The sequence below is a fragment of the Sphingobium sp. AP50 genome, from assembly GCF_900109095.1.
GTDB lineage: Bacteria > Pseudomonadota > Alphaproteobacteria > Sphingomonadales > Sphingomonadaceae > Sphingobium.
In genome coordinates this window covers 94718-121500 of record NZ_FNYZ01000006.1, presented here as the reverse complement: position 1 = coordinate 121500, position 26783 = coordinate 94718, and the positions used below count along the sequence as shown (strand labels likewise).

Here is a 26783-nt window from a genome sequence, read left to right as displayed (position 1 = left end):
GGGCAATCCCCGCCCGTCAGCCTGCCGCTACAAGGAATTGCCCCAGATGACCGACCTTCAGATCGAACGCCATGATATCAAGGGTCGGGATGGATTGCCGATCGCAGTGCATGTCGTGGGGCAGGGGCGCGATCTGGTGCTGATCCACGGCTATTTCTCCAACGCCTGGACCAACTGGATTCGCTATGGTCATGCGCAAAAGCTGGTGGACGCGGGTTTCCGGCTGATCCTGCCGGACCTGCGCGGCCATGGCGAAAGCGCCAAGCCGCATGATGCCGCTGCCTATCCGCCCGACGCACTGACCGACGATAATCTGGCGCTGGTCGAGCAGATGGGCCTGACCGACTATGACCTTGGCGGCTATTCGCTGGGCGCGCGCACGACGGTCCGCATGCTGGCTCGTGGCGCGACACCGCGGCGCGTGATCCTGGCCGGCATGGGGCTGCGCGGTCTGGTCAAGACGCTGGACAAGGGCGGCTATTACAAGAATGTCCTCACCAATCTGGGCACGTTCGAACGCGGCACCTCCGAATGGATGACCGAGGCATTTCTCAAGACCACCAAGGGTGATCCGGTAGCCATGCTCAACATCCTGAACACCTTCGTCGACACGCCCGAACAGGTCATCGCCGGCTTCCAACAGCCGACCGAGGTGATTTGCGGCGCGGACGATCAGGATAATGGCATTGCGCAGGAACTGGTCGAAATATTGCCGAACGGTCGTTATGTCGAGGTGCCGGGCAATCATATGAACGCCGTCACCCGCAAGGAACTGGGGCAGGCGATGGTCGATTTCCTGACCGCTTGACTGTATCGCCGCGGCAAGCCACCTTCCCTTTATAACCGATAAGGGGAACCCCGTGAAAATCGCAATTTCCATGGCCGCGCTTGCGGCTGCCCTCGTTGCTTCGCCGGTACTGGCGCAGCAAGCGCCCGCTGCTACGCAGTCGGCCACGCCCACCGCTGCCGACGCGGAGGCCTTCCTGGCCAAAGCCGAACAGACATTGTTCGACCAGTCGATCGTCAGTGGTCGGGCCGCGTGGATCAACGCCACCTATATCACCGACGATACCGATGCGATGGCATCCTATTTCGGCGCGATCGATACCAAGATGCGGGTCGACTATGCGCTGGACGCGGCGAAATATGCGACGGCGCCGGGGCTGAGCGAAGAGACGAAGCGCCGGCTGACGCTGCTGCGCACCGCGCTCACTCTGCCCGCTCCGACGACGCCGGGCGCTGCCGAGGAACTGAACGATCTCGCGACCCGGCTCCAGTCCGCCTATGGCAAGGGGAAGGGTACGCTGAACGGCCAGCCGATCAACGGCAGCGATATCGAAGAGAAGATGGGCACGGACCGCAATCCCGAAGAGCTCAAGGAAATGTGGGTCAGTTGGCATGACAATGTCGGCGCACCGATGCGGCAGGACTATGCCAAGCTGGTGAGCATCGCCAATGCCGGGTCGAAGGAACTGGGCTTTGCTGACACCGGCGCAATGTGGCGCTCAAAATATGACATGCCCGCCGCCGATTTCGCCAAGCTGACGGACAAGATCTGGGGCGAGGTGAAGCCGCTCTATGATCAGCTTCACTGCTATACCCGCACCAAGCTGAACGAGAAATATGGCGATGCGGTCCAGCCCAAGACCGGGCCGATCAGAGCTGACCTGCTGGGCAATATGTGGGCGCAGGAATGGGGCAATATCTACAAGATCGTCGCACCAGAAGGCGCGGGTGATCTGGGCTATGACGTCACCGATCTGCTGACGGCCAAGGATTATGACCAGACCCGCATGGTGAAGGCGGGCGAGGGCTTCTACAGTTCGCTTGGCTTTGAAAAGCTGCCGCAGAGCTTCTGGGATCGTTCGCAGATCGTGAAGCCGCGCGACCGCGAAGTCGTGTGCCATGCCTCGGCCTGGGATCTCGACAACAAGAATGATATTCGCATCAAGATGTGCACGAAGGTCAATGGCGACGATTTCGTCACCATTCACCACGAACTCGGTCACAATTATTATCAGCGCGCCTACCAGATCCAGAAGCCACTCTATCTGGATGGCGCCAATGACGGCTTCCATGAGGCCATCGGGGACTTCATCGCGCTGTCGATCACGCCCGATTATCTGGTGAAGATCGGCCTGCTCGATCCGGCCAAGGTGCCGGGCGCCGACAAGGATCTGGGCCTGTTGCTGCGACAGGCGATGGACAAGGTCGCCTTCCTGCCCTTCGGCCTGTTGATCGACAAATGGCGCTGGGGCGTATTCGACGGTTCGATTCCCGAAAGCCAGTATGAAAAGGCCTGGACCGACCTTCGCACCCAATATCAGGGCATCGTCCCACCGGTGTCACGTGACGAGACGAAGTTTGACGCGGGCGGCAAGTTCCATATTCCGGGCAACACGCCTTATGCGCGTTACTTCCTGGCCCGCGTTCTGCAATTCCAATTCTATGAAGCGGCGTGCAAGCAGGCCGGCTGGACCGGCCCGCTGCATCGCTGTTCCTTCTATGGAAACAAGGAAGTAGGGGCCAAACTTAACGCCATGTTGGAAATGGGCGCATCAAAACCCTGGCCCGACGCGCTGCAAGCCTTCACCGGCAGCCGTGAAATGTCGGGCAAGGCATTGGTCAATTATTTCGCGCCACTCCAGAAGTGGTTGATTGCGCAGAATAAAGGCAAGTCCTGCGGCTGGTAAGCCGGAGTAAATCTTGGTAAACGGCTGCCGCATGAACGCGGCAGCCATTCTTTTATCCCTGCTTTTTGGTACCGCCACCGTAATGACGGTGGCGCTGACCGTGGCCTGGCTTCACTTCGGTCGGCAAAGGCACGTCCTGACCTGGACGGCCTCCTATGCAGTGGGGATGCTGCAGTGGATGGCCAATGCCGGCGGCTATTTCCTGAAAAGCCCCGGCTGGTTCATCGTGACCGGCGTCGGGCTGATCATCAGCGGATCGCTGCTCGCCATCGGCGTGCGACAGCGATCCGGCAAGCCGCTGCGCCTGACCGCCTTCGTCATACCCGCCGCACTGGCAACGCTTGGGATGGGACTGGCCATTGGCCCGGTCGGCAGTCAGATCATGCAGGGCCTGATCATTCCGACCTATGTCGGCGTCTTGCTGGCAGTCAGCGCGATTTCTCTCTGGCCAAGGGATCGGCGCTTCACCCCGCCCGAACTGGTCTTCTTCGTCGCCCTGCTTGCCTTCGCGCTGGTTCAGCTTGCCCTGGCGGGATCGGCGTTGCTGATCCGTGGGCCGGAGATCGGCAAGGATCTCTACCGCCTGATCTTCAGCATCTTCATGCCGACCATCTATGTCGCCACCGCCGTTACCGCCGTGCTGGTGGTGGCTGGCGATCTGGCCCAGCAATTGCGCAAGCAGATCCGCCATGATCCCCTGACGCAGGTGCTCAACCGGCGCGGGCTGGACGAAGCAGCGGCGCAGGCGATTGCGCAGGCACGGCGGCACAAACGGCGGCTGGCGCTGGTCGTTTGCGATCTGGACGGGTTCAAGGCGCTGAATGACGGTCACGGCCATATTGCCGGGGATCAGGCGCTGCGGGGCTTTGCAGCCCTGCTGGTCAGCGCGGTGCGTCGCGGTGACGTAGTTGGGCGTCTGGGCGGCGACGAATTTGGCCTGCTGCTGCTGGACTCGGCAGCCGTGTGCGCCGCTGAAGTCATGGAACGGGTACGCGCCGAGGTCACCCATCTGGCACTAGCGGACGTGCCCGTCACCGGACTTCGCGCCAGTTTCGGGGTGACCGAACTGACCGACACCGACATGTGCCTGGAAGACATGTTCGCCCGCGCGGATGCGGCCCTCTATTCCGCCAAGAAGGACGGTAAGGATCGCATCACCATCTGGACCGAAGCCGCTTAGAGCAGCGTGCGCTAAATCTGATCCGTTCGTCCTGAGTAGCCGCTGAGCTTGTCGAAGCGGCGTATCGAAGGATAGGGCACGCCAGCCCCTTCGATACGGGCCTTCGACTTCGCTCAGTCCCTACTCTGGGCGAACGGCGGGTGTTTCGGATTTGGCACTGCGCAATTTAGCGGAAAGGCGGTTCGTTGAAGGCGCGCAGCTTGCGGCTGTGCAGCTTCGCCCCTTCCTGTCGCAGCAATTCGCAGGTCATCAGGCCGACACGCAAATGGCCCGCAATTGCTTCCTCATAGAAGCGGTTGGCCTGACCCGGCAGCTTCAACTCGCCATGAATGGGCTTGTCCGACACGCAGAGCAGCGTGCCGTAGGGCACACGGAAGCGATAGCCCTGCGCCGCGATCGTCGCCGATTCCATGTCGATGCCCACGGCGCGCGACAGGCTGAAGCGCAGCGCCGAACTGGAATAGCGCAATTCCCAGTTGCGGTCGTCGGTCGTGACTACCGTTCCGGTGCGCAGCCGCCGCTTGAAATCTTCCGGATCGCCGCCGCCCAGCACGGCCTCGGCCGCGCTGGCCATCGCCACCTGCACTTCGGCGATCGCCGGCACCGGGATTTCGGGCGGCAGCATCTCGTTCAGCACATGGTCGTCGCGCAGATAGGCGTGCGCTAGCACATAGTCGCCGATCCGCTGGCTGGGGCGCAGGCCGCCGCAATGGCCGATCATCAGCCAGGCTTCGGGACGGACGACGGCCAGATGGTCGCAGATCGTCTTCGCGTTGGAGGGGCCGACGCCGATATTGACCAGCGTGATGCCGCTGCGGTCGGGCGCGATCAGGTGATAGGCCGGCATCTGATGCTTGCGCCAGGCGCTGTCGGCAATCATCTGCGCCGGATCGGCCGTCTCGGGCGTCACATAGACACCACCGGCGCCGGACAGGGCGGTGAAGCGACTGCCGGGACGCTGCAATTCCTTGCAGGCCCAGTCCACGAATTCGTCGACATAGCGATGATAGTTGGTGAACAGGATATAGCGCTGCACATGTTCGGCCGGCGTGCCGGTATAATGTTTCAGCCGCGCCAGCGAAAAGTCGGTGCGCAACCCGTCGAACAGGGCCAGCGGCCGATCGCCATCGATATCCGGCGTGAACAGGCCGTCGGCAATCTCGTCGCCAATCTCTGCCAGCTCTGTCGCGGGGAAATAGCGCGCCAGTTCCGTCGGCGGCGTGCCGTCCAAGGCATTGATATCCAATCCGTCCAGCACATAGGGGAAGGGGATCTGCTGATCGCTCAGCCCAACTTCCACCTCGACCCCATAATCGCGCACCAGCAGGTCGATCTGCTCGGCCAGATAATCGGCGAACATGGCGGGGCGGGTGATGGTGGTGACATAGCGGCCGGGCTTGGAAAGCCGGGCGAAGGAGCGACCGGGAGGCGGCGCCTGATTATCATCCCGATAGGTGATCCGCAGTTCGGGATAGCAGAAACGCCGATCCGCCCGCGCCTCGGCTGGCGGGATGCTGCCATCGCGGGCGTAGGCGCGCATCGCCTCGCGCAGGGTTTCGATGGACGTCTGGTAGATTTGGTCGAGTTGCGCGACCGTCGCGGTGCCGATGCTTTGTGTCATCGCCTCCTGTTACCGCCTTTGCATGACGGAAGGAAGACCGGCTGTAATATTGCGCGCCGGATAATCGATCCGGCGCGCAAATTCTATCAGATCAGAGCTGTTCCAGCATGAAGTCGGCCGACGACACCTTGAAGTCGCCCGGTGCCTCGACATTCAGTTCCTCGACCACGCCGTCCTTGACGATCATCGAGAAACGCTGGCCGCGCGTGCCCAGGCCAAACTTGCTGCCGTCCATGGTGAGGCCCACGGCCTTGGCGAAATCGGCATTGCCGTCGGCCAGCAGCGTCACCTTGCCCTCGGCGCCGGCGGACTTGCCCCAGGCGCCCATGACGAAGGCGTCGTTGACGGCGGTGCAGGCGATCTCATCGACGCCCTTGGCCTTGAGCGCTTCGGCCTTGTCGATGAAGCCGGGCAGATGCTTGGCCGAGCAGGTCGGCGTGAAGGCGCCGGGGACGGAGAAGATGGCAACCGTCTTGCCAGCGAAAAACTCTTCCGACGCCACGGCTTCGGGGCCGTTTTCGGTCATCTTGGTGAAGGTGGTGGAGGGAAGGCGTTCGCCCTTGGTGATCGTCATGCTTATTCTCCTGGCCTGTGAACCGGCGGCGGAGGTCGGCGCTGGCGGCCCGCCTGTCAAGACGCTGGCAGGAATATGTCATTCTGCCCTGCCCTTAAGGTCACCCGTTCTTGGCAAGGGCCTGCGAGAGGCTATATTCGAAGCATGAACCAGACGCGCTTCTATGGTGGCCATTTCCTGCTCGCCCTGCCGGGGATGCAGGACACGCGCTTCGATCATTCGGTCATCGCCATGTGCGTGCATGATGCGCAGGGCGCGCTGGGTATCGCCGTGCATGAAGAGATGGAGGGCGTGCGCCTGCGCGACCTGCTCGAAAGTTTCGATATCGATGGCAGCAAAGTCGGCGATGTCCCCGTGCTGCGTGGCGGGCCGGTAGAGCCGCGCCGCGGATTCGTGCTGCATTCGCTCGACTGGGCGGGGCAGGACATGGTGCAGGTCGACAAGCAATGGGGTCTGTCCGGATCGCTCGACATATTGAAGGCGATTGCGGAGGGGAGGGGCCCCAGCCGCTATCTGGTCGCGCTGGGCTATGCCGGATGGGGTGCGGGGCAGCTGGAAGTGGAGATGACCGGCGAAAGCTGGTTCCTGGCGCCCGCCACCGGAAATCTGCTGTTCGACACGCCCACGCGCGGCAAATGGTCGACCATTTTTGCCGCGTCCGGCATCGATTCGAGCCATCTGGTGAGCGGCGCCGGATCGGCCTGATCCTGCGACCGGCTACATAAAGAAATCTTTATATTGGGTTGTCAGCATCGCTGGCGGTTGGTAAGGCGCAGCATATCGCCCCGTCCGGCCTGTATCGGTCAGGGCACAATTCTTAGCTGACGGAGATACGCTCGTGGCCACCGCACCCGCCACCCAGGCGCAGGATTATGTTATCGCCGATATCGCCCTTGCCGCCTTTGGCCGCAAGGAAATCGAGATTGCCGAAACCGAAATGCCCGGCCTGATGGCCCTGCGCGCCGAATTCGGTGCGTCGCAGCCGCTCAAGGGCGCGCGCATCACCGGTTCGCTGCACATGACGATCCAGACCGCCGTGCTGATCGAAACGCTGACCGCGCTGGGCGCGCAGGTGCGCTGGGCGACTTGCAACATCTATTCGACGCAGGACCATGCCGCCGCCGCGATCGCCGCGTCGGGCGTGCCGGTCTTCGCGATCAAGGGTGAGAGCCTTCAGGAATATTGGGACTATGTCGAACGCATCTTCGACTGGCACAATGACGACAGCGGCGTCTGCAACCTGATCCTGGACGATGGCGGCGACGCCACCATGTTCGCCTTGTGGGGCGCCCGCGTCGAAGCCGGTGAAGAACTGTTCACGCCGTCGAACGAGGAAGAGGAAATCTTCTGTTCGGTGCTGAAGCGCGTTCTGGCCGAACGCCCCGGTTTCCTGACCAAGACCGTCCAGTCGATCAAGGGCGTGTCGGAAGAAACCACCACCGGCGTTCATCGCCTGTATGAACTGTCGAAGAAGGGCAAGCTGCCCTTCCCGGCGATCAACGTGAACGACAGCGTCACCAAGTCGAAGTTCGACAACCTCTATGGCTGCAAGGAATCGCTGGTCGACGCGATCCGCCGGGGCACCGACGTCATGCTGGCCGGCAAGGTCGCCTGCGTCGCCGGCTTCGGTGACGTCGGCAAGGGTTCGGCCGCATCGCTGCGCAATGGCGGCGCCCGCGTGCTTGTGACCGAAGTCGATCCGATCTGCGCGTTGCAGGCCGCGATGGAAGGCTATGAAGTCGTGACGATGGAAGAAGCCGCGCCCCGCGCCGACATCTTCGTCACCGCGACCGGCAATGAAGGCGTCCTGACCGTCGATCACATGCGCGCCATGAAGAATATGGCGATCGTGTCGAACATCGGCCATTTCGACAGCGAGATCGAGATTGCGGGCCTCGCCAACATGAAGTGGACCGAGATCAAGCCGCAGGTCGATGAAGTCGAATTCCCCGACGGCAAGAAGATCATCGTCCTGTCGAAGGGCCGTCTGGTCAACCTCGGCAACGCCACCGGTCACCCCAGCTTCGTCATGTCGGCCAGCTTCACCAACCAGACGCTGGCGCAGATCGAACTGTGGACCAAGAGCGAGACGTACAAGAACGACGTCTATGTCCTGCCCAAGCATCTGGACGAGAAGGTCGCCGCGCTGCACCTGGAAAAGCTGGGCGTGAAGCTCACCCAGCTCAGCCAGCGTCAGGCCGACTATATCGGCGTGCCGGTGGAAGGCCCGTTCAAGCCGGACCATTACCGCTACTAAGATAGCGACACCGCAAAGCGGATCGAAGGGAGGCGGAAACGCCTCCCTTTTTTGTTGGCGCAAACATAAGTTATTCCCCTTGAAGGCAGGGCTGCGAAATCATTCACTCGTCATTCCCGCGTAGGCGGGAACCCATCTCCCAACCTTTCATCAAGGTGAAAAGGCGGGAGATGGATCCCCGCCTGCGCGGGGATGACGGAAATTGAGAGGCCCCATAATTTTCAATGCCCTGCCTTTCGGACAGGAATTTTGCCCATCGGCTACTTCCCGCCATCGCCGAACTGGTTTAGGCCCAGTCGGCTTATGGACAGGGACAGGCAGGTTCGGCGGGTCGGAGGGCAGGGGTCATGACGACCTTGTCCCCCTATGCCGCAATCATCTTCGGCGTGGTGCTGGCTGCTTGGCTGGGCGCGGCCGTGTGGGCGCTGGTCAGTGGCCAGCGGATGCGGCGCGAAGGTACGCAAGCGCAGGGCAAACTGGATCGGCTGGCGGTGCTGCTGGCGTCTGCCCCCGCTGCCCCGATCATCATCCATCCCGATGGCCGGCTGGAGGCCGCCGATCGCCTCGCCAAATGGCTGGGCAAGGCGCGGGTGCCGACCTTCGTATCGGAACTGACCGATGCCGATAGCGGGCTGGAGCCGGATGATGGCGCCGCGCTGGCCCGCGAAATCGCCTCGGCCCAGCGCGCGGGCAAGAGCTTTGCTCTGCCGGTGCGCGGCGTAGGGTCTTCTCGCCTGTTGCTGGTGCGCGGCGCGCCTGCCGGGCCGGGCCTTGCCGAAAGCGGCGGCGTGGTGCTGTGGATTTTCGATGCGACCGACAGTCAGGCCGAAATTCAGGATTTGAAGAGCCATGTGGAACAGTTGCGGGAGGCGCTGGAGGCGCTGGCCGGACTGGTCGAGGCAGCGCCTTTCCCGATGTGGCATCGCACGCCCGACCTGCGTCTCAGCCTGGTCAACAGCGCCTATGTCCGCGCGGTCGATGGCGACGATGCCGGTGAAGTGATCGCCAACGGCATCGAACTGGTCGAAATGGCCGGTGGCGTCAGCCCTCAAGCCGCCGCCGCTGATGCCGTGGCGCAGGATGCTCCGATCGAACGCATGGTCCCCGCGACGATCGATGGCGAACGCCGCACCATGCGCGTGGTCGATGTGCCGCTCGGCCCGGCAGGCGTGGCGGGCTATGCCGTCGACCAGCATGAACTGGAAACCGCGCGGGTCGAACAGCGACGGCTGGAAGCGGCGCAGCGCGACCTGCTCGATCGCCTGTCCGCCGGTGTGGCCCGCTTCGGCCCCGACCGGGCGCTGCGCTTCTGGAACCAGCCCTTCATCAGCCTGTTCGGCCTGCGACAGGATGCGCTCAACGACGCACCCCTGTTCGAAAGGGTGCTGGACCAGATGCGCGACGCGCGTCGCCTGCCCGAACATCGCGATTTTCCGGCATGGCGCACCGAACGGCGCAACTGGTTCCTCTCTCCCGACCCGCAGGAGGAAAACTGGCTGTTGCAGGACGGCACCCATTTGCGTGTCTATGCCCAGCCGCTCCCCGATGGCGGCCTGCTGCTGATCTTCGAGGACCGCACAGAGCAGGTTCAGCTTTCCAGCGCGCGCGACACGCTGCTGCGGGTGCGCACCGCGACCTTCGACAATCTGTTCGAATCGATCGGCGTCTTCTCCTCCGACGGCCGACTGCAAATGTGGAACAGCCGTTTCCGCACCATCTGGGGTGCCAGCGAGGATCTGCTTGCCTCCCATCCCCGCATCGATGATCTGATGCGCGCGGTGCAGACCCAGCTTGCCAAGCCGCAGCAGAGCAATCTGGTCCGCGAACTGGTGCGCGCCGCCACGGTGGAACGCAAGCAGCGTGCCGGCCATGTCGGCTTTGCCGATGGGCGCATCTTCGAATTTGCCGCCATGCCGCTGCCGGACGGCAATGCGCTGTTCACCATGCTGGATGTGACCGACAGCCGCCGGGTCGAACAGGTGCTGCGCGATCGGAACGAGGCGCTGGAACAGGCGGATAAGGTCAAGACCGCCTTCGTCACCAATATGAGCTATGAGTTGCGCACCCCGCTCACCACTATCTCCGGTTTCGCCGAGATGATGAGCGCTGGCTATGCCGGGGAATTGAGCGAATCTGCGCGGGGCTATGTCGACGGCATCCTGCAAAGCACGGCCCGCCTGTCGATGCTGATCGACAATGTGCTGGACCTGACCCAGGGTGAGGTCGGCACCCTGCCGATCGAGCGCGCGCCGGTCGACCTGACGGTCGTAGCGCGCGAGAGCGCCGAGCGGCTGAAGGGGCAGGCGACAGCCAAGGGCATGGAACTCGCCACCTCGCTTCAGGGCAGCCTGGGCATGGTGCAGGGCGATGCCCGCCGGATCGGGCAGGCGATCGAGCATCTGCTCGAAAATGCGATCCGCTATTGCGGCAAGGATGCCCGCATCCTGCTGCATGGCGACGGCACGGGGGACAAGGCCCGGATCGTCGTGTCGGACAATGGCCCCGGCATTTCGGCTGCCCAGCAAAAGGCGATCTTCGATCCCGCCGCTCGCGCGGATCAGGCCCGCAACGGCGGTCGCGCCGGCATCGGCCTGCCGCTCGCCCGCCAGTTGGCGGAGGCACATGGCGGCAGCCTGACCCTCCTGTCGCGCCCCGGACAGGGCACGATGGCAACGATTGAGCTGCCCCGTGGCTGAGACGGTACTGGACCTGAATGGTGAAGCGGCGATGCTGGATCTTGGCCGACGCATCGCCACCCATGTCCGCATTGGCGATGTGATCACACTCGAAGGTGGACTGGGCGCGGGCAAGACGACGCTGGCGCGCGGCCTGCTCGAAGCGCTGGGGCTGGAGGGCGAAGCGCCCAGTCCCAGCTTCGCCATCGTCCAGCCTTATGATGTGCCCGAAGTCCGCCTGCCGGTGGCCCATGTCGATCTCTATCGGCTGGATGGCCCGGACGAGGTAGAGGAACTGGCACTGGGCGATTATCTGATGGACAGCCTGCTGATCATCGAATGGCCCGACCGGTTGGGCAGCGGGCTATGGTCCCACGCCCTGCGGCTTACCATCGACTTTGTCCAAGATGGCGCGGGAGATAACGCGCGGCGCTTGACAGCGGACGTGCCGGACGCTTGGACGGATCGATGGTCACAGATATGATCCCGCCCGTTTCGGCGCCCGCCTTTCTTGCCGATGCTGGCTGGGATGGCGCCGCCATCGTCCCGCTTGCCGGCGATGCCTCCTTCCGTCGCTATTTCCGCGTACTGAACGGCGGACGCCGCGCCGTGCTGATGGACGCGCCGCCGCCGCATGAAGACCCACGCCCCTTCATCGCCATCGCCGAACATCTGCTGGCCGACGGTTTCGCCGCGCCGCGCATATTGGCGCGCGACCTGAAGGAAGGTCTGGTCCTGATCGAGGATTTCGGCGATCTGCGGATCAAGGAGCATCTGGAGGCCGATCCGGCCGACGAACTCTCGCTCTACGCCCGCGCGGTCGACCTGATCGCCGACCTGCATCGCCTGCCGCCCGCCGACCTGCCGCCCTATGATCGGGCGGTCTATCAGCGGGAAGTCGGCCTGCTGACCGAATGGTATTGCCCGGCGATCGGCTTGCCGGTGGATGTCGACGCCTATGTCGCCGCCTGGGACGCGGTGTTGCCGCTGGTCGAAGGATCGGCCAGCCCGACCGTGACGGTGCTGCGCGACTATCATGCCGAAAATATCATGCTGATCGACCGGACGGCCTCCCATGGTCTTGGCCTGCTCGATTTTCAGGACGCGCTGGCGGGCCACCCCGCTTATGATCTGGTGTCCCTGTTGCAGGATGCCCGGCGCGATGTGCCGGTCGAAGTCGAGGCCGCGATGCTGGCCCATTATAAGGCCGTCGCCAATCCGCCCGCCGATTTCGACGCCGCCTATGCGGTGCTCGGCGCGCAGCGTAATGCCAAGATTATCGGCATCTTCACCCGCCTGTGGAAGCGCGATGGCAAGCCGCGTTATTTGTCCTTCCTGCCGCGCATGTGGAGCCTGCTGGAACGCGACCTTGCGCATCCGGCGCTGGCGCCCGTCGCCGCCTGGTTCGACGCGAATATCCCGGCCGATCAGCGCCATCATGCCCCAGAGGAGTATGCCCCCGCATGATCGACACCGCCATGCTGATGGCCGCAGGGCTGGGCAAGCGGATGCGTCCGCTCACCGCGACCCGGCCCAAGCCGCTGGTCAAGGTGGCGGGCAAGCCGCTGATGGACCATGCGCTCGACCGGCTGGAAGCGGGCGGCATCAGGAAAGTGGTCGTCAACGTCCATTATCTGGCCGACACGGTGGAAGCGCATCTCAAATCGCGCAAATGCGGGCTGGAATTCGCCGTTTCGGACGAGCGGGCCAAGCTGCTGGAAACCGGGGGGGGCCTCATCAAGGCCAAGCCCCTATTGGGCGATGGCCCCATCTTTTGCGTCAACAGCGACAATTATTGGGTCGACGGCCCCAGTGAGACATTCGCGATGATGCGGCGGATATGGGACCCGGCAAAGATGGATGCGCTGCTGCTGCTCATCCCGCAGGCCCGCGCCATGTGCCATTCCGGGCAGGGCGATTTCCATATGGACGCCAATGGTCGCCTGACCCGCCGCAAGCAGGGTCATGTCGCGCCCTTCGTCTATATCGGTATCCAGATCATCTCGTCCGATCTGCTGGTCGATCCCCCGGCGGACGTGTTTTCGACCAACATCTTCTGGAACCGCGCGATCGAAAAGGGCCGCCTCTACGGCGTGTCGCACCAGGGGCTGTGGTTCGACGTCGGCACGCCAAAGGCCATCCCGGTCGTGGAGTCGATGATCGCCCATGGGTGATCGGACGCATCCGGCGCTGTTCACCATCCCGGCGCACCGCGCTTTCGCCGACGCGCTGGTCGCGGGCCTGCTGGCCCAGCATCGCGGCGATCCGATGGCGCTGGCGCAGGGCATGGTCCTGCTGCCCAACAACCGCGCGATCCGGGCGGTCAGCGATGCCTTCGTCCGGCAATCGGGCGGCGGGTTGCTCTTGCCGCGACTGGTGGCGATCGGCGATCCCGACCTTGGCGAACAGGTGGGCGGCGCGCTCGACCCGCTGGGCGAAGAAGAGACGATCCCGCCCGCCATCGCCCCGATGCGGCGGCAGATGATCCTGGCCCGCATGGTGCAACAGGCCAAGCCGGAGGTCGATGCCGGGCAGGCGCTGCTGCTGGGGCAGGCGCTGGGCGTGGTGCTGGACCAGATGCAGGTGGAGCGCGTGCCGCTGACCGCGCTGCGCGATCTGACGCTTTCGGAAGAACTGTCAAAACATTGGCAGACTTCCTTGAAAATATTCGAGATATTGATTGCCCGATGGCCCGATGAGCTGGCACGGACCGGCTGCATCGATCTGGCCGACCGCCGCAACCGGCTGTTCGATCGGCTTGCGGCCCGTTGGGCGGCGCATCCGCCTGCGGGCTTCGTCGTGGCGGCCGGCATCTCCACCACGGCCCCCGCCGTTGCCCGGCTGCTGCGCCGGATCGGCCTGATGCCAGACGGCTCGGTGGTGTTCGCCGGCCTCGACCAGCATATGGACCCGGAGGCATGGGACGCGATCGGCCCGTTCGATGCCGACCCGCTGACCGGCCAGCGCAAGCCAGGCCATGAAAGCCATCCCCAATATGCGTTGAAGCGCCTGCTGGACGGCATGAGCGCCACGCGTGAGGATGTCGCGAACTGGCGCTGGGGCAGCGAGCATGATGCGCGGGCGGTGCGCGGGCGCAATATCTCCAACGCGATGCTGCCGCCCAAACTCACCAGTCGCTGGCGTGACCTGAAGACAGCAGATCGATCGCTGGCCGGGGTCGAGGCGCTGGAGGTGGCGACACCGGGCGAGGAGGCGCAAGCCATCGCCATCGCCCTGCGCGAGGCGCTGGAAACACCGGAACGCACCGCTGCGCTGGTGACGCCCGACCGGCAACTGGCGACGCGCGTGTCCGCGCATCTGCGCCGCTGGGGGATAGAGGCGGACGACAGCGCCGGTTCGCCGCTCTCCCGCCTGCTGCCCGGCACACTGCTGATCGCCATGGCCGAAGCGGTATCGGAACGCTTCGCCCCGGTCTCGCTGCTGACCCTGCTCAAACATCCGCTGGTGATGAAGGGGGAGGGGCGCCTGTCCTGGCTGGAGGGCGTCCGCGCGCTGGACCTGCTGCTGCGCGGGCCACGACCGCAGGCGGGCCTGATAGGCATCGACCTGCTGATGCATCCTCGTGCCGATGATCGTCAGCGGGTGTTGCGCGCGCAGGTGAACGACTGGTGGCCAACGGCGCGCGCGCTATTGGAACCGCTGGAGACAGGCTTCGCCACGGCCACCGATCTGGCGGCCCAACTGGCGGTGCTGCGCGAACAGGCGAGCATGCTGACCGGCGACACCGTCTGGGCCGGGCATCAGGGCCATGCCGCCGCCGATCTGTTCGCGGAGATGGAGGCTGCCGCGCCCGAAGGTCCGCGTCAGGCCGATCCGCGCGCATTGCCCGCCCTGCTCGATCATATGCTGGGCGGCGTTTCCGTCCGCCCGCCACAGGGCGGCCATCCGCGCATCGCCATATTGGGCCTGATCGAAGCGCGGCTGATGCAGGCCGACCTGATGATTCTGGGCGGCCTCAACGAAGGCACCTGGCCGGGCTTGCCCGCGCCCGATCCCTGGCTCGCCCCGCGCATCCGGCGCGAACTCGGCCTGCCGGGGCTGGAAACGCGCATCGGCCTTGCCGCCCATGATTTCGCGAGCGCGCTTGGTGCCCCGCATGTCCTCATCACCCGTGCCCGTCGCGGCAGCGGCGGCCCGGCGGTCGCCTCTCGCTTCTGGCTGCGATTGAAGGCTATGGCCGGATCGCAATGGAAATCGGCGGAACGCTATGCCGGTTTCGCCCGCGCGATCGATGCGCCCGCCGCCTATCACCCGGCCAAACGCCCCGCGCCGGTGCCGCCCATTGTGGCGCGGCCGACCGTCATTCCCGTCACCGATGTCGACCGGCTGAAGGCCGATCCCTTCGCCTTCTACGCCAAGCGCGTGTTGCGCCTCACCCGGCTTGATCCGGTCGATGCCGATGCTGGTCCGGCCTGGCGCGGAACGGCGGTGCATGACGTGCTGCAACGCTGGGCCGAAGCGGGCACGCTCGACCCCGCCGATCTGGAAGCGCGCGCCCGCGCCATGTTCGACCAGCCCGAAGTGCATCCGTTGCTCAAGGCCCTGTGGCAACCCCGCCTGATAGAGGCGATCCGCTGGATCGCGGCCGAAGTGGCCAAGGACAAGGCCGAAGGCCGCACCATATTGGCGGTCGAGCAGGAGGGGCGGGCGGAGATCGCCGGCGTCACCCTGATGGGCAAGGCCGACCGGATTGACCGGCTGGCGGACGGCCGCATCGGCATCATCGATTACAAGACCGGCAAGCCACCCAGCGCGCGGCAGGTGAAGGCCGGCTATACGCTGCAACTCGGCCTGCTGGGCGTGATCGCCGAACTGGGCGGGTTTGAAGGTCTTGGAACGCGCGTGCAGGCGGGCGATTTCGAATATTGGTCGCTCGCCAAGAAGGGCGACCAGTTCGGCTATCGCGAACGGCCGGTCGACCCCATGGGCAAGCGCGACAAGATCGTCACCGACAGTTTCACCGCCCATGCCCATGAGCATTTCGAGGCGGTCGCCAACGACTATCTGCTGGGGGCAGCGCCGTTCCGGGCAGAGATCAACCCCGAAGTGGCTAATTATGGCGATTATGACCAGCTGATGCGGCTGGAGGAATGGTATGGCCGCGACGATGGCTAAGGCGCTCCAGAAATTGCTGGGCGATCAGGCCCGCGCCGCCGCGCCCGATGCCCATGTCTGGCTGTCGGCCTCCGCCGGCACGGGCAAGACCCATGTGCTGACCGCGCGCGTCTTCCGCCTGCTGTTGCAGGGGGTGCGGCCGGAAAATATCCTGTGCCTCACCTTTACCAAGGCAGGCGCGGCGGAAATGGCCGATCGTATCCATGATCGCCTCGCCGCCTGGGTGCAGATGGACAGGACTGCGCTGGCGACGGACCTGATGGCGCTGGGCGAGGATTTCGGCCCGGCGATGCAGGACCATGCCCGCCGCCTCTTTGCCGAAGTGCTGGAGTCCACCGGCGGGGGCCTGCGAATCCAGACCATCCATGGCTTCTGCCAGCAATTGCTGACCGCCTTCCCGCTGGAGGCCGATCTTGCGCCGGGCTTCCGCCCGCTCGACCAGCGTGAACAATCGAGCCTGGCGCGGCAGACGCTGGCCGACCTTGTCGTGACGGCACAGGAGCAGGGCGATGCCGCGCTGATGGAGGCGCTCCAGTCGCTGAGCCTGCGGCTGGGCGAGGGCGGGGCGGAGCAATTCCTGCTGCGCTGCGCCGCGCGGAGCGATGCGCTGAGCGACCTGCCCGAAGCGATCGCACCCTATGTGGCGGAGCAGCTCGGCCTGCCCGATGGCGATATCGATCAATGGCTTGCCGACCAATGTTCCGATGATATCTTCGACATGCGTGCGCTCGACTGGGTGGTGCGGGCCAATGTTAACTGGGGCAAGACCCGCGCATTGGAGCGATGCGATCGGATCGCCGCATGGCGCGTGCTCGATCCCGCAGGCCGGGCGGCGACGCTGACCGACCTGCATCGCGCCTGGGCGAAGGCGGATGGCGATTTTCTGGAGAGCAAGGGCTTCGTCCCGGCGGTCGATGGCTATGCCGACATGGCGATGCGCCTCTATGAGCGCTGCGGCGCGCTGATCGCGATGAAGCTGCGCGCCGATTATGCAGCGCTGCTGGCGCAGGCGCTCCATGCCGGCCGCGCCTATGCACGCGGCTACGCGCAGGCCAAGCGACTGGCCGGCGCGGTGGATTTCGATGATCTGATCGCGCGCACTGCCAGCCTGCTCGAACAGCCGGGCATCGCCGAATGGATCCGTTACAAGCTGGACCAGCGGATCGACCACATCCTGGTCGATGAGGCGCAGGACACCAATGCCGCGCAATGGCGGATCGTCCGCACGCTGGCCGAGGAGTTTTTCGCAGTCGAATGGTCGCCGGAACAGAAAGTCCGGACCATCTTCACCGTGGGCGATTTCAAACAGGCGATCTTCGGCTTTCAGGGCACCAGCCCCGCCAATTTCGAAGCCGCCCGTCTGCTGTTCAAGCGCGACGCAGACCAGTCCGGCCATGACTTCTTCAATCTCTCGCTCGATCGCAGCTTCCGCTCGACCCCGGCGGTGCTGGACGTGGTGGACCGCACCATTGCTACGCTGCGCGGCGAACGGCTGGGGCTGGAAAGCGGCGAAGTCCATCATATCAGCGCCAACCGCCACCCCGGCGAAGTGCTGCTTTGGAAGCCCGTCGTCGCCAACCTGTCCGAAGAAGCAGAGGGCGAGGAGGATTGGGCCGAGGATCAGGAACGTGTTCTCGCCCAACGGATCGCCCGACAGATCAAGCAGTGGATCGACGATGGCCTGATGCTGGAAAGCCGGGGCCGCCCGGTGCGCGCCGGTGACATCATGATCCTTGTCCGCCGCCGCAGCGAACTGGCCCGCCTGATCGTCGCGCGCCTGTATGAAGAGCAGGTGGCCGTCGCCGGGATCGACCGGCTGCGCCTGAACGCCCCGCTGGCCGTGCGCGATCTGCTGGCCGCGCTGCGCTTCGCCGTACAGCCGGAGGATGAGCTGAACCTTGCCGCGCTGCTGGTGTCGCCGCTGATCGGCTGGACCCAGGACGAATTGATGACCCGGCTGATCGGGCGCAGGACCGGCCTGTGGCGCCACCTCAACCAGACGCAGCCCGACGCCCTGCTCCAGCCGCTGCGCGACCTGCTGGGCGTGGCGGACTTCACCACCCCCTATCGCTATCTGGAGGCGATCCTGTCCGGGCCGATGGACGGACGGCGCAGGCTGATCGCGCGGCTGGGCGCCGAAGCCGCCGACCCGATCGAGGAATTGCTGAACGCCGCGCTCGCCTTCGAAAACGACGATCATCCCTCGCTTCAGCGCTTCATCGACTGGTTCGACCGGGGCGAAGTGGAGATCGTGCGCGATGCGGCGGCGGCCGGCGACATGCTGCGGCTGCTGACCGTGCACGGCGCAAAGGGCCTGCAGGCGCCGATCGTCATACTGGCCGACGCCTGTATCGATCCAGATGCCGGCAATCGGTCGGATTCGCTGGAATGGAACGGCCTGCCCATCCTGCCCCCGCGCAAGGCGGAGAAACAGGGGCCGATCGGCGATGTCGCCGCCGCCGCCGCACAGGTCGATCGCGAAGAGCACTGGCGGCTGCTCTATGTCGCCCTTACCCGCGCAGAGGAGAGGCTGATCGTCGCCGGATCGCTGGGGCCGCGCGCAAAGGGCGAAGTGAAGCCCGAAAGCTGGTTCGCCGCCGTCGAAGGCGCGATGGTTTCGTTGGGCGCGGACTGGGATGCCGATCCGCTTTGGGGCGCGACCCGCCGCTGGCGGGGCAGCGAGATATTGCCGCCCAGAAAGGCCGAGCCGGAGACGGTCGCCGAACGAACCGCACTGACCGAGCCGGGCTGGCTGCGACAGGCTGCGCCCGCCGAAGCCCGGCCGCCGCGCCCGCTTGCCCCTTCCGCGCAGGTCGAGGATGACGTGCCCTATCCGCCGCCAACTCCAGCGATGCGGCAGGCGGCCGAGCGCGGCCGCTGGCTCCACGCATTGTTCGAGCGCCTGCCCGCCGTCCCGGTCGATCGCCGGCGCGACGCCGCCGATCGCTGGCTGGTGCAGCAGGGGGCAGAGGACGCCGCGCAACGTCAAGACGTCATCGAACAGGCACTTCGCGTGATCGAAGCGCCCGACTATGCCGCGCTCTTTGGGCCAGACGCGCTCGCCGAAGCGCCGATCGCCGCAGTGGTCGGTGAAGCGGTGATCGCCGGCACGGTCGATCGCCTGTGCATCGGCCCGGACCGCGTGCAGTTCGCCGATTTCAAGACCGGCCGGATCGCGCCACTGACTTTGGCCGACGTGCCGGGCGCGCATGTCCGGCAGATGGCCGCCTACGCCGCCGCGCTGGCGGTGATCTTCCCCGATCGCGCGATCGAGGCGGGATTGCTCTACACCAGCGCGCCGCGCCTCATCACCCTGCCGCCCGCCTTGCTGACGGCGCACAAGCCCGGCTTTGTCCCCGCGCAGGAGAATTTGCCGCTCTGACCCGTTGAGCCGGACGTGCACTCACCCTAGATACGCCTCAACTAAAGGAGACATTCATGGCCACCAAGGCAGTTACCGATATCAGCTTCAAGGAAGACGTGATCGATTCCGACAAGCCCGTGCTTGTCGATTTCTGGGCCGAATGGTGCGGCCCGTGCAAGATGATCGGCCCGGCTCTGGAGGAAATCTCCGAGGAACTGGCCGACAAGCTGGTTATCGCCAAGATCAATATCGACGAAAATCCCGATGCGCCGGGTCAATATGGCGTGCGCGGCATCCCGACCATGATCCTGTTCAAGAATGGCGAAGCCGCCGCGACCAAGGTCGGCGCCGCCCCCAAGAGCGCGCTCAAGGGCTGGATCGAAAGCGTCCTGTGAACTGATGGAGCGGCCGGGTTATGTGAGCGGGATCATCACCGATTTCGCATAGCCCGGCCGTCCGCACAGCCGGTCATACCAACCGCGCAGATGCGGCAGATCGGGCCGCGCCATATCCAGCGTGAAATAAGTATGGGCATAGACGCCCATCGGCACATCCGCGACACCGAAATCGACACCTGACAGCCAGGGCTGTTTCGCTAGTGCTCGGTCCAGGATCAGCATGGCCTTGCCGCTCGCCTCGGCCGATTGCGCAATCACCTGTGCATTTCGCTGATCGGGCGCCGTCCGCACCAGTTGCAGGAAGGCGTCGCGCTGCGCATCGGCAAAGGCGAATTGCCAGTCCATCCATTTGTCGCCCTGCGCCCGCCCGGCCGGATCGGCGGGCCACATCTGCGGCGCATAGCGCGCGGCCAGATAACGCAGGATCGCGTTGGATTCCCACAGGATCAGGTCACCATCCTCGATCGTGGGGATCAGCGCATTGGGGTTCTTCGCCAGATAGGCGTCATCCATGCCGAACTTGCCGCCCACATCATGGCGGATATAGGGCAGGCCGATTTCGTCGGCGAACCAGGCAACCTTCTTCACATTGTGCGAGTTGAGCCGGCCCCAGATCGTCAGCATCGATATTTCCTTATCCGAACAACGTCTCCGCCGCCCTGTCCCACAAACGCGGGGAGGAGGCGCCCATCAATCCACGGCGGGTATCGCCCACCCGGAAGGGCGTGCCATCGATCCGCTGGCAGCAACCGCCCGCCTCATTGACGAACAAAGTGCCCGCCGCATGATCCCAGGGCAAAGTGCGCGCGAAGACCGACACGTCATTCTGCCCCAGTACCAGCCGGGGATATTGTTCGGCGGCACAGCGGGGAATATCCACCAGCGCAAAGCTGGCCTGCGACCGGCGCTGAATGTCCGCGCGCTCCTGCGGGTCCATGAAGTAGACCGCCAGCGCCGCGATCGGCAATTCGCCGCCGCTTTCCCGCGCCGTCACCTGCTCTCCGTCGATATGGCTGCCACCGCCCAGCATCGCATGGCACAGCCGTCCGGTCAGCGGATCGAGTATCCACCCCGCCAGCGTCGTGCCGCCATCGGCCAGCGCCACCATGATGCCGAAGGGCGGGTTGCCCGACGCGAAATTGCCGGTGCCGTCGATCGGATCGATGATCCAGTTCAACCCTTCGCCAGCCCGCTCCAAGATACTGGGATCGGCGGCGCAAGCCTCTTCGCCGACCACCCCGGCTTCGGGCAGGATATCGGCCAGCCCTTCGGACAACCGCAACTCGCTTTCCTTGTCGGCGATGGTGACGAAGTCGTTGGCCGCCTTCTCGCTGATCTCGTCGGCGGACAGGTTGCGGTAGCGCGGCATGACGATATCGCGCCCCACCTGCCGCATCAGCGCGACGACGGGATCATGGAGTTCCAGCAGCATCAGCCCCGACCCTTAACTGCGATAATCCGCGTTGATCGAGATATAGCCATGGGTCAGATCGCAGGTCCAGATCGTCGCCCGGCCATTGCCCAGCCCCAGATCGACACCGATGACGATATCCTGCCCTTTCAGGTGCGCGGCCACCGGCGCCTCGTCATAGCCTTCGACCGCCAGGCCGCCGGTCGCGACTTGCGTGGCGCCGAAGCGGATGGACAGCTTGTCGCGGTCGGCCGGTTCTCCCGCCTTGCCGATGGCGGCGACCACGCGCCCCCAATTGGCATCCTCGCCAGCGATAGCGGTCTTCACCAGCGGCGAATTGGCGATCGACAGGCCGATGCGATGGGCGCTCTCGTCGCTTTCCGCGCCCTCGACGGTGATCTCGACGAACTTGGTCGCGCCTTCGCCGTCGCGCACCACCAGATGCGCAAGCTGACGGCACAGATCGCTCAGCGCCGCATGGAAGGCATCGGCTCCCGCATCGTCCATCGATGTCAGCGGCGCGTTGCCCGCCTTGCCGGTGGCGAAGGCCAGCACCGTGTCGCTGGTGGACGTGTCGCTATCCACCGTGATGCAGGAAAAAGTCCGCTTGTTCGCGGCCGACAGCATCTGTTGCAACAGCGCCGGATCGATCGCCGCATCGGTGAAGATATAGCCGAGCATCGTCGCCATATCCGGCGCGATCATGCCCGATCCCTTGATGATGCCCACCAGTTCGACCCGAACGCCACCGATCATCGCGGAGGCTGACGCGCCCTTGGGATAGGTGTCGGTCGTCCCGATGGTGACGGCGGCATCTTCCCAGTCGCAGGGCGTAGCGGTGAACGCGGCTTCCAGCCCCGCTTCGGCCTTGTCGACCGGCAGCGGCACGCCGATCACCCCGGTCGAGGAGACGAAGATGTCCGACGGCAAGCAGGACAGGTGATTGGCCACCTTGGCAGCGATCGCCTCCACGGCGGCGCGACCACGATGGCCAGTAAAGGCATTGGCATTGCCCGCATTGACCACCAGCGCGCGCGCCGACCCCAGCGGAATGGCATCCCGGCACCATTCGACTTCAGGAGAAGGGCATTTGCTCTGGGTGGTGACGCCCGCGACGGCCGTTCCCGCGTCCAGTTCGACATAGGTCAGGTCGCACCGCTCCCACGCCTTATAGCCCGCACGCGCCGTTCGCAGCGTCACGCCGTCAATGGCGGGAAGGAACGGGAAGGCGGCGGGAGCGAGGGGGGATTTTTCCATAGTCTGCGCGATTATCCAATTTCCGGTCCGGGGCCAACCCGGTCGAAGTAAATAAACGCCTTGCTTGGGTAACAACATGAATTCAAAAGCACTTCCATTATGCGATTCCTGGTTGGGGAACCGAAATCGCATCGGGTCGAACATCTATGTGGGGGATTTATGCATCGTTTCCGAAGCCATCTGATGATGGTGGCATTTTGCGCACTTGCGGCCTGTGGCGGTGGGGATTCCGATTCCGGCGGTACGATCACCCCCGCTCCGACACCAACACCTACGCCGACCCCAACCCCAACGCCTACTCCCACATCCTCTTATCCCAAGATCGCCGGCCTGACGGAGGATTATCGTTTCGCGACTGCCTGCAATTCACTGGGTGTTCTGGTGGCCAACGGGATGCCAACGCTTGAGGCCGGTGCAATCTACGAGCGCGAAGGCTCAAGAAGCTACGTGGCCGCTACGCAGGAGTATCGCGCTGTACCCAGCGGCGCTCTTGGGCTGCCGCCATACCTATCCTTTTTGCCATCTTCGCGCGTTTCGGAAACGAACGTCAGCAGCAGTTTCGAAGCGGACATTGGATCTGGCCGTCGCGCCTATTTGAGCATCATTCGTCCGCTCAGTCTGGACTATGTTCGTCAGACCGCGCTCCGCATTGAAACATCGATCGATGGCACGCCGACTACGAACTTCCAGGAACATTGTTTCATGGGCGTTCCGACCCGGCTCAACGACGCGCCCACCCAGACGACGGTCAACTTTACCCAGTTTGCTGCAACCGGGGTGATTTATGATCGTCGATCGAGCGCTCAGGCGGTGCGCTACAATATCGAATCCGTGAGCGCGACCATGAGTGTCAGCCTGCTCACGGGCAGGATCAGCGGTGAGGTGACGCTGGACGGGCGGTCTGAAACCGGTACTACCGTTCATATCGGCCCGTTCATATGGACCGGCGGTATCGACCAGGAAACGGCTGGGTTCACCGGGTCGGCCTATAACCCTGAATCTGGCTTGGGGCCGCTCTCTCTGGCTGGTGGTTTTTTCGGGCCGCAAGGGCAGGAAATGGCCTATACGCTCAACTATTGGCATTATGATCAGGCGGGGCAGTTTGATCTGGCGTTCTTCGGTTCCGTGGCCGGGAAGCGGTAATGGCCCGTCGCGAACGGATGCGCTGAGGAGCACCTAGTTCGCTCCTGACGGGGACGGCCTTGCCTCCCCGTCGGCGTCAGTGGCATCAGACGGCAACTTCGCGAGTATATCCAGCCCATGACAGCCATAAACGGTCGCCGTTTCGCCTTCTACGCCAAGCGCTATTCGAAGAAGAAGGCCAGCATCCGCCTGCGCGTGCTGGAGCCGATCCTGGCGCTGCGCGAAGCCGGGGTGGATGTCGGTCGCTATCCCCGGCTCAAAAGCCCAGACGGCTATGACGCGGTGATCATCTCCAAGGCTTTCGGCCGCGGCGCGCGCAAGGCGATCAAGGCCGCGCGGCAGGCCGGATGCGGGCTGATCTTCGACATATGCGACAATCGCTTCGCCAATAACCGGGTGAAGAACGCGCCGCACCACGGCCAGCGCACCAGCAGCCTGTTGTCGCAGGCCGATCTGGTGACGGTGCCGACCGAACGGATGGGGCAGTTGCTGCTGGCCTCCACCCCGCAGATTGCGGGGCGGGTGCGGGTGGTGCCCGACATGCTGGAGGATCTGTCCAGCCTCGGTACGCTGCGCCTGTCGCTGATCGAACGCCACCGCCTGTCGCGGTTGCGCGCCTTTCTGGCGGCGCATCCCGGCACGCTCCATTGCGTGTGGTTCGGCAATAATATGGCGGGCGTGTCCGGCGTCGGCCTGCTGGACGATGCCATGGCGCAGTTGCGCGCCTTTGCTGCGGACCATCCGGTCACGCTGACGATCATCAACAACCAGCCCAAAAGCTATCGCGCCGCTGCGCCCGGCTGGGGCATTCCCAGCTTCTTCATGCCCTGGTCGCTCGCCAGCTTCCCGTTGGCGCTGCGCCAGCATCGGGTCGCGATCATCCCCGTGGCGCGCAACGACTATACGCTGGGCAAGTCGATCAATCGCCCGGCGACGGCGATCATGGCCGGGCTGGGCGTGATCGCGGATTCGATCGAATCCTATGAGGAATTGCGCCCCTTCATCGCGCTGGATGACTGGCAGGCGGGCCTCGCTCGCTATGCCCATGGCTGGGAGAGCGAACAGCCGTTGCTGGCGCAGGCCCGCGATCATCTGGACCGCCATTATGGCCGCCGCCATGTGGCGGAGTGCTGGAGGGCAGTGCTGGATGAAGTCTCCGCCCGCCCGCCAGCGCCCTGATCACTGGATACGGGTGACGGTAAAGCCCCGCGCCTCCAGCAGGTCGATCAGATTTTCGCGACCCGTCAGATGCCCCGCGCCCACCGCGATGAACGGCTTGCCCGTCATCGGCTCGATCGCCTTTACCCAGTCCCGGTTGCGCTGCACCAATATCGCTTCCTCGACCATCGGGTCGGGTTGCTCGCCGACTTCATCTTCCTTGGCGATCGCCTCCATATCGCCCTTCAGCCAGGCCTTGAGGATGCGGTCATAGAGCGCCTTCATCCCCTTGGCCTCATGCACGGTCTGCACCAGCAGCCGGGATTGCGCCGCTTCGGGCAGCGTATCGAAGGCGCCGAACTGCCGCTCCACCGTCTCCAGCCCGCCGATCGGCTTCTTCGCCTTCTTGAACGTGTCGATCAGCACCGGCTCGACGCCGTCACTCTGGCTGACGCCCAGATCCTGCTGGCTGGCGGCCGACAACAGCATCGCCGCCGCCCAGCTTTCATAACCAGACAGCAATTGCGTGTTGGTGCCGCCATCGCGCATCGCCTTGTCCAGCGCCGCCTTTTCCTCCGCCGGAACACGCTGCTCCAGCGGTGGCAGGCCGGGGCTACGCCCCATCTTCTCAAACAGGCCCAGCGTCTTCTGTTCATCCTGAAGGTCCGCCGCCTCCAGAATTAAACGGTCCGCGCCGGCCATCGCTTCCTTGATCGTCGGCGTATCCCACGCCACGTCATGGGGCAGCACATGGATGGTCCCGAACAGCCAGCCCTTGAAGGCGCCGCGCTGCACCTGCCACAGCGCCGGGCCACCCTGCGGTGGCGGTGCTTCCGGCGCCTTGCTGCAAGCGGCGGCCAGCGTCAGGGCGAAGAGGGCGAGAAGGCGGCTCATCCTGCGCATCTATGTCACTCCTTGACGCGGCGCGTGGCGATGCCGAGCGCCTTCAACTGATCCTGCACGCTGCCCTTGCCGGCCAGATGGCCCGCGCCCACCGCGACGAACACAGTGCCCGGCTGGTCCAGACGCGCTTTGATCCATTTCGCCCAATTGGCGTTGCGCCCGGTCAGCAGCACCTGCGCCAGTTCCGGCGTCGCCTCCAGCGACTCGTTCATGGACTTGGCCAGCTTGTCCGGCTGCCCTGCCTGCCAATAGCGCAGCAGGCTAGCGAACTCCGTCTCCATCTCCGGCAAGCCATCGACCGTGGCGTTCAGGAACTGCACCTGCTGGTCCATCGGCAGACCCGCAAAGAAGCCAACCTGCTGCTCCACCGTCTCCAGCGCGTCGACCTTCTTGCCCGCATCCTGTGCGGCGGCGCGCAATATCTTCTCCGCGCCGATATCGCTCTTGTATCCCAGCTTCTCCAGCGGCGCGACGGACAGAGCCATGCCGCTCATCCACGGGTTGAACATGTCGAATGTCTGCCAGGGCAGGCCATTGGCCTCCATCGCCGCCTGATATGTCGTCCGCGCCTCCGGCGTCAGCCGGTCGGACAGCTTCACCCCGTCCTTCGCGATCGCCATCTGCGCCATGGTCGCGCTCAGCGCCTGCGGATCGTCCGGCTCGATAATCTCCAGCACCAGCTGGTCGGACCCGTCGAACGCCTTCTTCACCCTGCCGCCGAACCAGTCGATATCCGGCTTCATCACATGGACGGTGCCGAACAGCCAGATGGTCGTATCGGCATCCTTCACCTGCCACAGGGCAGGGGTGGCGACGACGCTTTTGGAGATTGGCGCACGGGCCTGCGCCGTGCCGCCGACCAGCAGCAGGGCCGGGCCGATCAGGCGCAGCAGGGTGGGGAATATCTTCATATCCCCTTCAATGGGGTGCATGCTGCGTTCCGGCAAGCGGCTTAACCCTGTTTGCCGCCGCTTTCCCTTGACCGTAACAATGGCATGGGCCAAGGCGCGAGC

The 26783-nt window shown here is 64.5% G+C and carries 21 protein-coding genes; 14 read left to right on the top strand and 7 right to left on the bottom strand.

The genetic code is table 11. The features are described from left to right. Positions 1-46: 46 nt before the first annotated feature. The 3 genes from BMY84_RS12465 to BMY84_RS12455 are packed head-to-tail and all read left to right on the top strand — an operon-like array spanning position 47 to position 3873. Positions 47-808 carry an alpha/beta fold hydrolase gene (locus BMY84_RS12465; RefSeq protein ID WP_093084248.1) on the top strand — a complete coding sequence of 254 codons (762 nt, stop codon included), beginning with the start codon at positions 47-49 and terminating at the stop codon, positions 806-808. 52 nt (positions 809-860) lie between these two features. Further along, positions 861-2693 carry a M2 family metallopeptidase gene (locus BMY84_RS12460; RefSeq protein WP_093084247.1) on the top strand — a complete coding sequence of 611 codons (1833 nt, stop codon included), beginning with the start codon at positions 861-863 and terminating at the stop codon, positions 2691-2693. A 31-nt stretch (positions 2694-2724) separates the two neighbouring features. After that, on the top strand, positions 2725-3873 hold the full coding sequence (locus tag BMY84_RS12455) for a GGDEF domain-containing protein (RefSeq protein ID WP_093084245.1): 1149 nt from the start codon (positions 2725-2727) through the stop codon (positions 3871-3873). Positions 3874-4039: 166 nt separating this feature from the next. On the opposite strand, the gene BMY84_RS12450 is transcribed toward BMY84_RS12455, so the two are convergent. Continuing rightward, on the bottom strand, positions 4040-5494 hold the full coding sequence (locus BMY84_RS12450) for an AMP nucleosidase (protein WP_093084244.1): 1455 nt from the start codon (positions 5492-5494) through the stop codon (positions 4040-4042). 91 nt (positions 5495-5585) lie between these two features. Further along, on the bottom strand, positions 5586-6068 hold the full coding sequence (locus BMY84_RS12445; protein WP_093084242.1) for a peroxiredoxin: 483 nt from the start codon (positions 6066-6068) through the stop codon (positions 5586-5588). A 144-nt stretch (positions 6069-6212) separates the two neighbouring features. Between BMY84_RS12445 and BMY84_RS12440 the strand changes: the two genes are divergently transcribed. The 9 genes from BMY84_RS12440 to trxA all read left to right on the top strand — a co-directional run bounded on the left by BMY84_RS12440 (position 6213) and on the right by trxA (position 19895). Beyond that, positions 6213-6773 (top strand): YqgE/AlgH family protein, encoded by a 561-nt coding sequence (locus tag BMY84_RS12440; protein ID WP_093084240.1) that lies wholly within the window; start codon positions 6213-6215, stop codon positions 6771-6773. A 133-nt stretch (positions 6774-6906) separates the two neighbouring features. Beyond that, a complete protein-coding gene (gene ahcY, locus BMY84_RS12435; RefSeq protein WP_093084239.1) occupies positions 6907-8325 on the top strand; it encodes an adenosylhomocysteinase in 1419 nt (472 codons plus the stop codon). Between the two features lie 347 nt (positions 8326-8672). Next, the gene (locus BMY84_RS12430; protein ID WP_093084237.1) at positions 8673-11021 is read left to right on the top strand and encodes a PAS domain-containing sensor histidine kinase; all 2349 of its coding nucleotides are present in this window, start codon (positions 8673-8675) and stop codon (positions 11019-11021) included. A 31-nt stretch (positions 11022-11052) separates the two neighbouring features. After that, positions 11053-11484: a tRNA (adenosine(37)-N6)-threonylcarbamoyltransferase complex ATPase subunit type 1 TsaE gene (gene tsaE / locus BMY84_RS12425; RefSeq protein WP_371262416.1), complete on the top strand. Its 432-nt coding sequence runs from the start codon at positions 11053-11055 to the stop codon at positions 11482-11484. After that, on the top strand, positions 11481-12467 hold the full coding sequence (locus BMY84_RS12420; RefSeq protein ID WP_093084234.1) for an aminoglycoside phosphotransferase family protein: 987 nt from the start codon (positions 11481-11483) through the stop codon (positions 12465-12467). Before tsaE ends, BMY84_RS12420 begins: the two co-directional genes overlap by 4 nt. Beyond that, positions 12464-13174: a nucleotidyltransferase family protein gene (locus BMY84_RS12415; protein WP_093084233.1), complete on the top strand. Its 711-nt coding sequence runs from the start codon at positions 12464-12466 to the stop codon at positions 13172-13174. The genes BMY84_RS12420 and BMY84_RS12415 overlap by 4 nt, the downstream gene beginning before the upstream one ends. Beyond that, complete coding sequence (addB, locus tag BMY84_RS12410; RefSeq protein WP_093084231.1) at positions 13167-16136, top strand: double-strand break repair protein AddB; 2970 nt, start codon at positions 13167-13169, stop codon at positions 16134-16136. Before BMY84_RS12415 ends, addB begins: the two co-directional genes overlap by 8 nt. Beyond that, the gene (gene addA, locus BMY84_RS12405) at positions 16117-19518 is read left to right on the top strand and encodes a double-strand break repair helicase AddA (RefSeq protein WP_093084230.1); all 3402 of its coding nucleotides are present in this window, start codon (positions 16117-16119) and stop codon (positions 19516-19518) included. The genes addB and addA overlap by 20 nt, the downstream gene beginning before the upstream one ends. Before the next feature lie 56 nt (positions 19519-19574). Further along, positions 19575-19895: a thioredoxin gene (trxA, locus tag BMY84_RS12400; RefSeq protein WP_093011650.1), complete on the top strand. Its 321-nt coding sequence runs from the start codon at positions 19575-19577 to the stop codon at positions 19893-19895. An 18-nt stretch (positions 19896-19913) separates the two neighbouring features. Here trxA and BMY84_RS12395 read toward each other — a convergent pair whose 3' ends face one another. From BMY84_RS12395 to argJ, 3 genes are read right to left on the bottom strand one after another with little or no spacing between them, the layout of a single operon-like run. Next, on the bottom strand, positions 19914-20522 hold the full coding sequence (locus BMY84_RS12395; RefSeq protein ID WP_093084228.1) for a glutathione S-transferase family protein: 609 nt from the start codon (positions 20520-20522) through the stop codon (positions 19914-19916). Positions 20523-20532: 10 nt separating this feature from the next. Then, positions 20533-21330, bottom strand: a complete 798-nt coding sequence (locus BMY84_RS12390; protein WP_093084227.1) for an inositol monophosphatase family protein — start codon at positions 21328-21330, stop codon at positions 20533-20535. Positions 21331-21342: 12 nt separating this feature from the next. Beyond that, the gene (argJ, locus tag BMY84_RS12385; RefSeq protein ID WP_093084225.1) at positions 21343-22566 is read right to left on the bottom strand and encodes a bifunctional glutamate N-acetyltransferase/amino-acid acetyltransferase ArgJ; all 1224 of its coding nucleotides are present in this window, start codon (positions 22564-22566) and stop codon (positions 21343-21345) included. 183 nt (positions 22567-22749) lie between these two features. Here argJ and BMY84_RS29720 point away from each other — a divergent pair, with 183 nt between their 5' ends. Further along, positions 22750-23709, top strand: a complete 960-nt coding sequence (locus BMY84_RS29720) for a hypothetical protein (RefSeq protein WP_177203993.1) — start codon at positions 22750-22752, stop codon at positions 23707-23709. A gap of 117 nt (positions 23710-23826) precedes the next feature. Beyond that, positions 23827-24888, top strand: coding sequence for a hypothetical protein (locus BMY84_RS12375; RefSeq protein ID WP_093084222.1), 1062 nt, complete (start codon positions 23827-23829; stop codon positions 24886-24888). Here the strand turns inward: BMY84_RS12375 and BMY84_RS12370 are convergent, their stop codons facing one another. Beyond that, complete coding sequence (locus BMY84_RS12370; protein ID WP_093084221.1) at positions 24889-25770, bottom strand: TraB/GumN family protein; 882 nt, start codon at positions 25768-25770, stop codon at positions 24889-24891. It lies immediately after the preceding gene. Positions 25771-25775: 5 nt separating this feature from the next. Then, complete coding sequence (locus BMY84_RS12365) at positions 25776-26681, bottom strand: TraB/GumN family protein (RefSeq protein WP_093084219.1); 906 nt, start codon at positions 26679-26681, stop codon at positions 25776-25778. Positions 26682-26783: the final 102 nt, after the last annotated feature.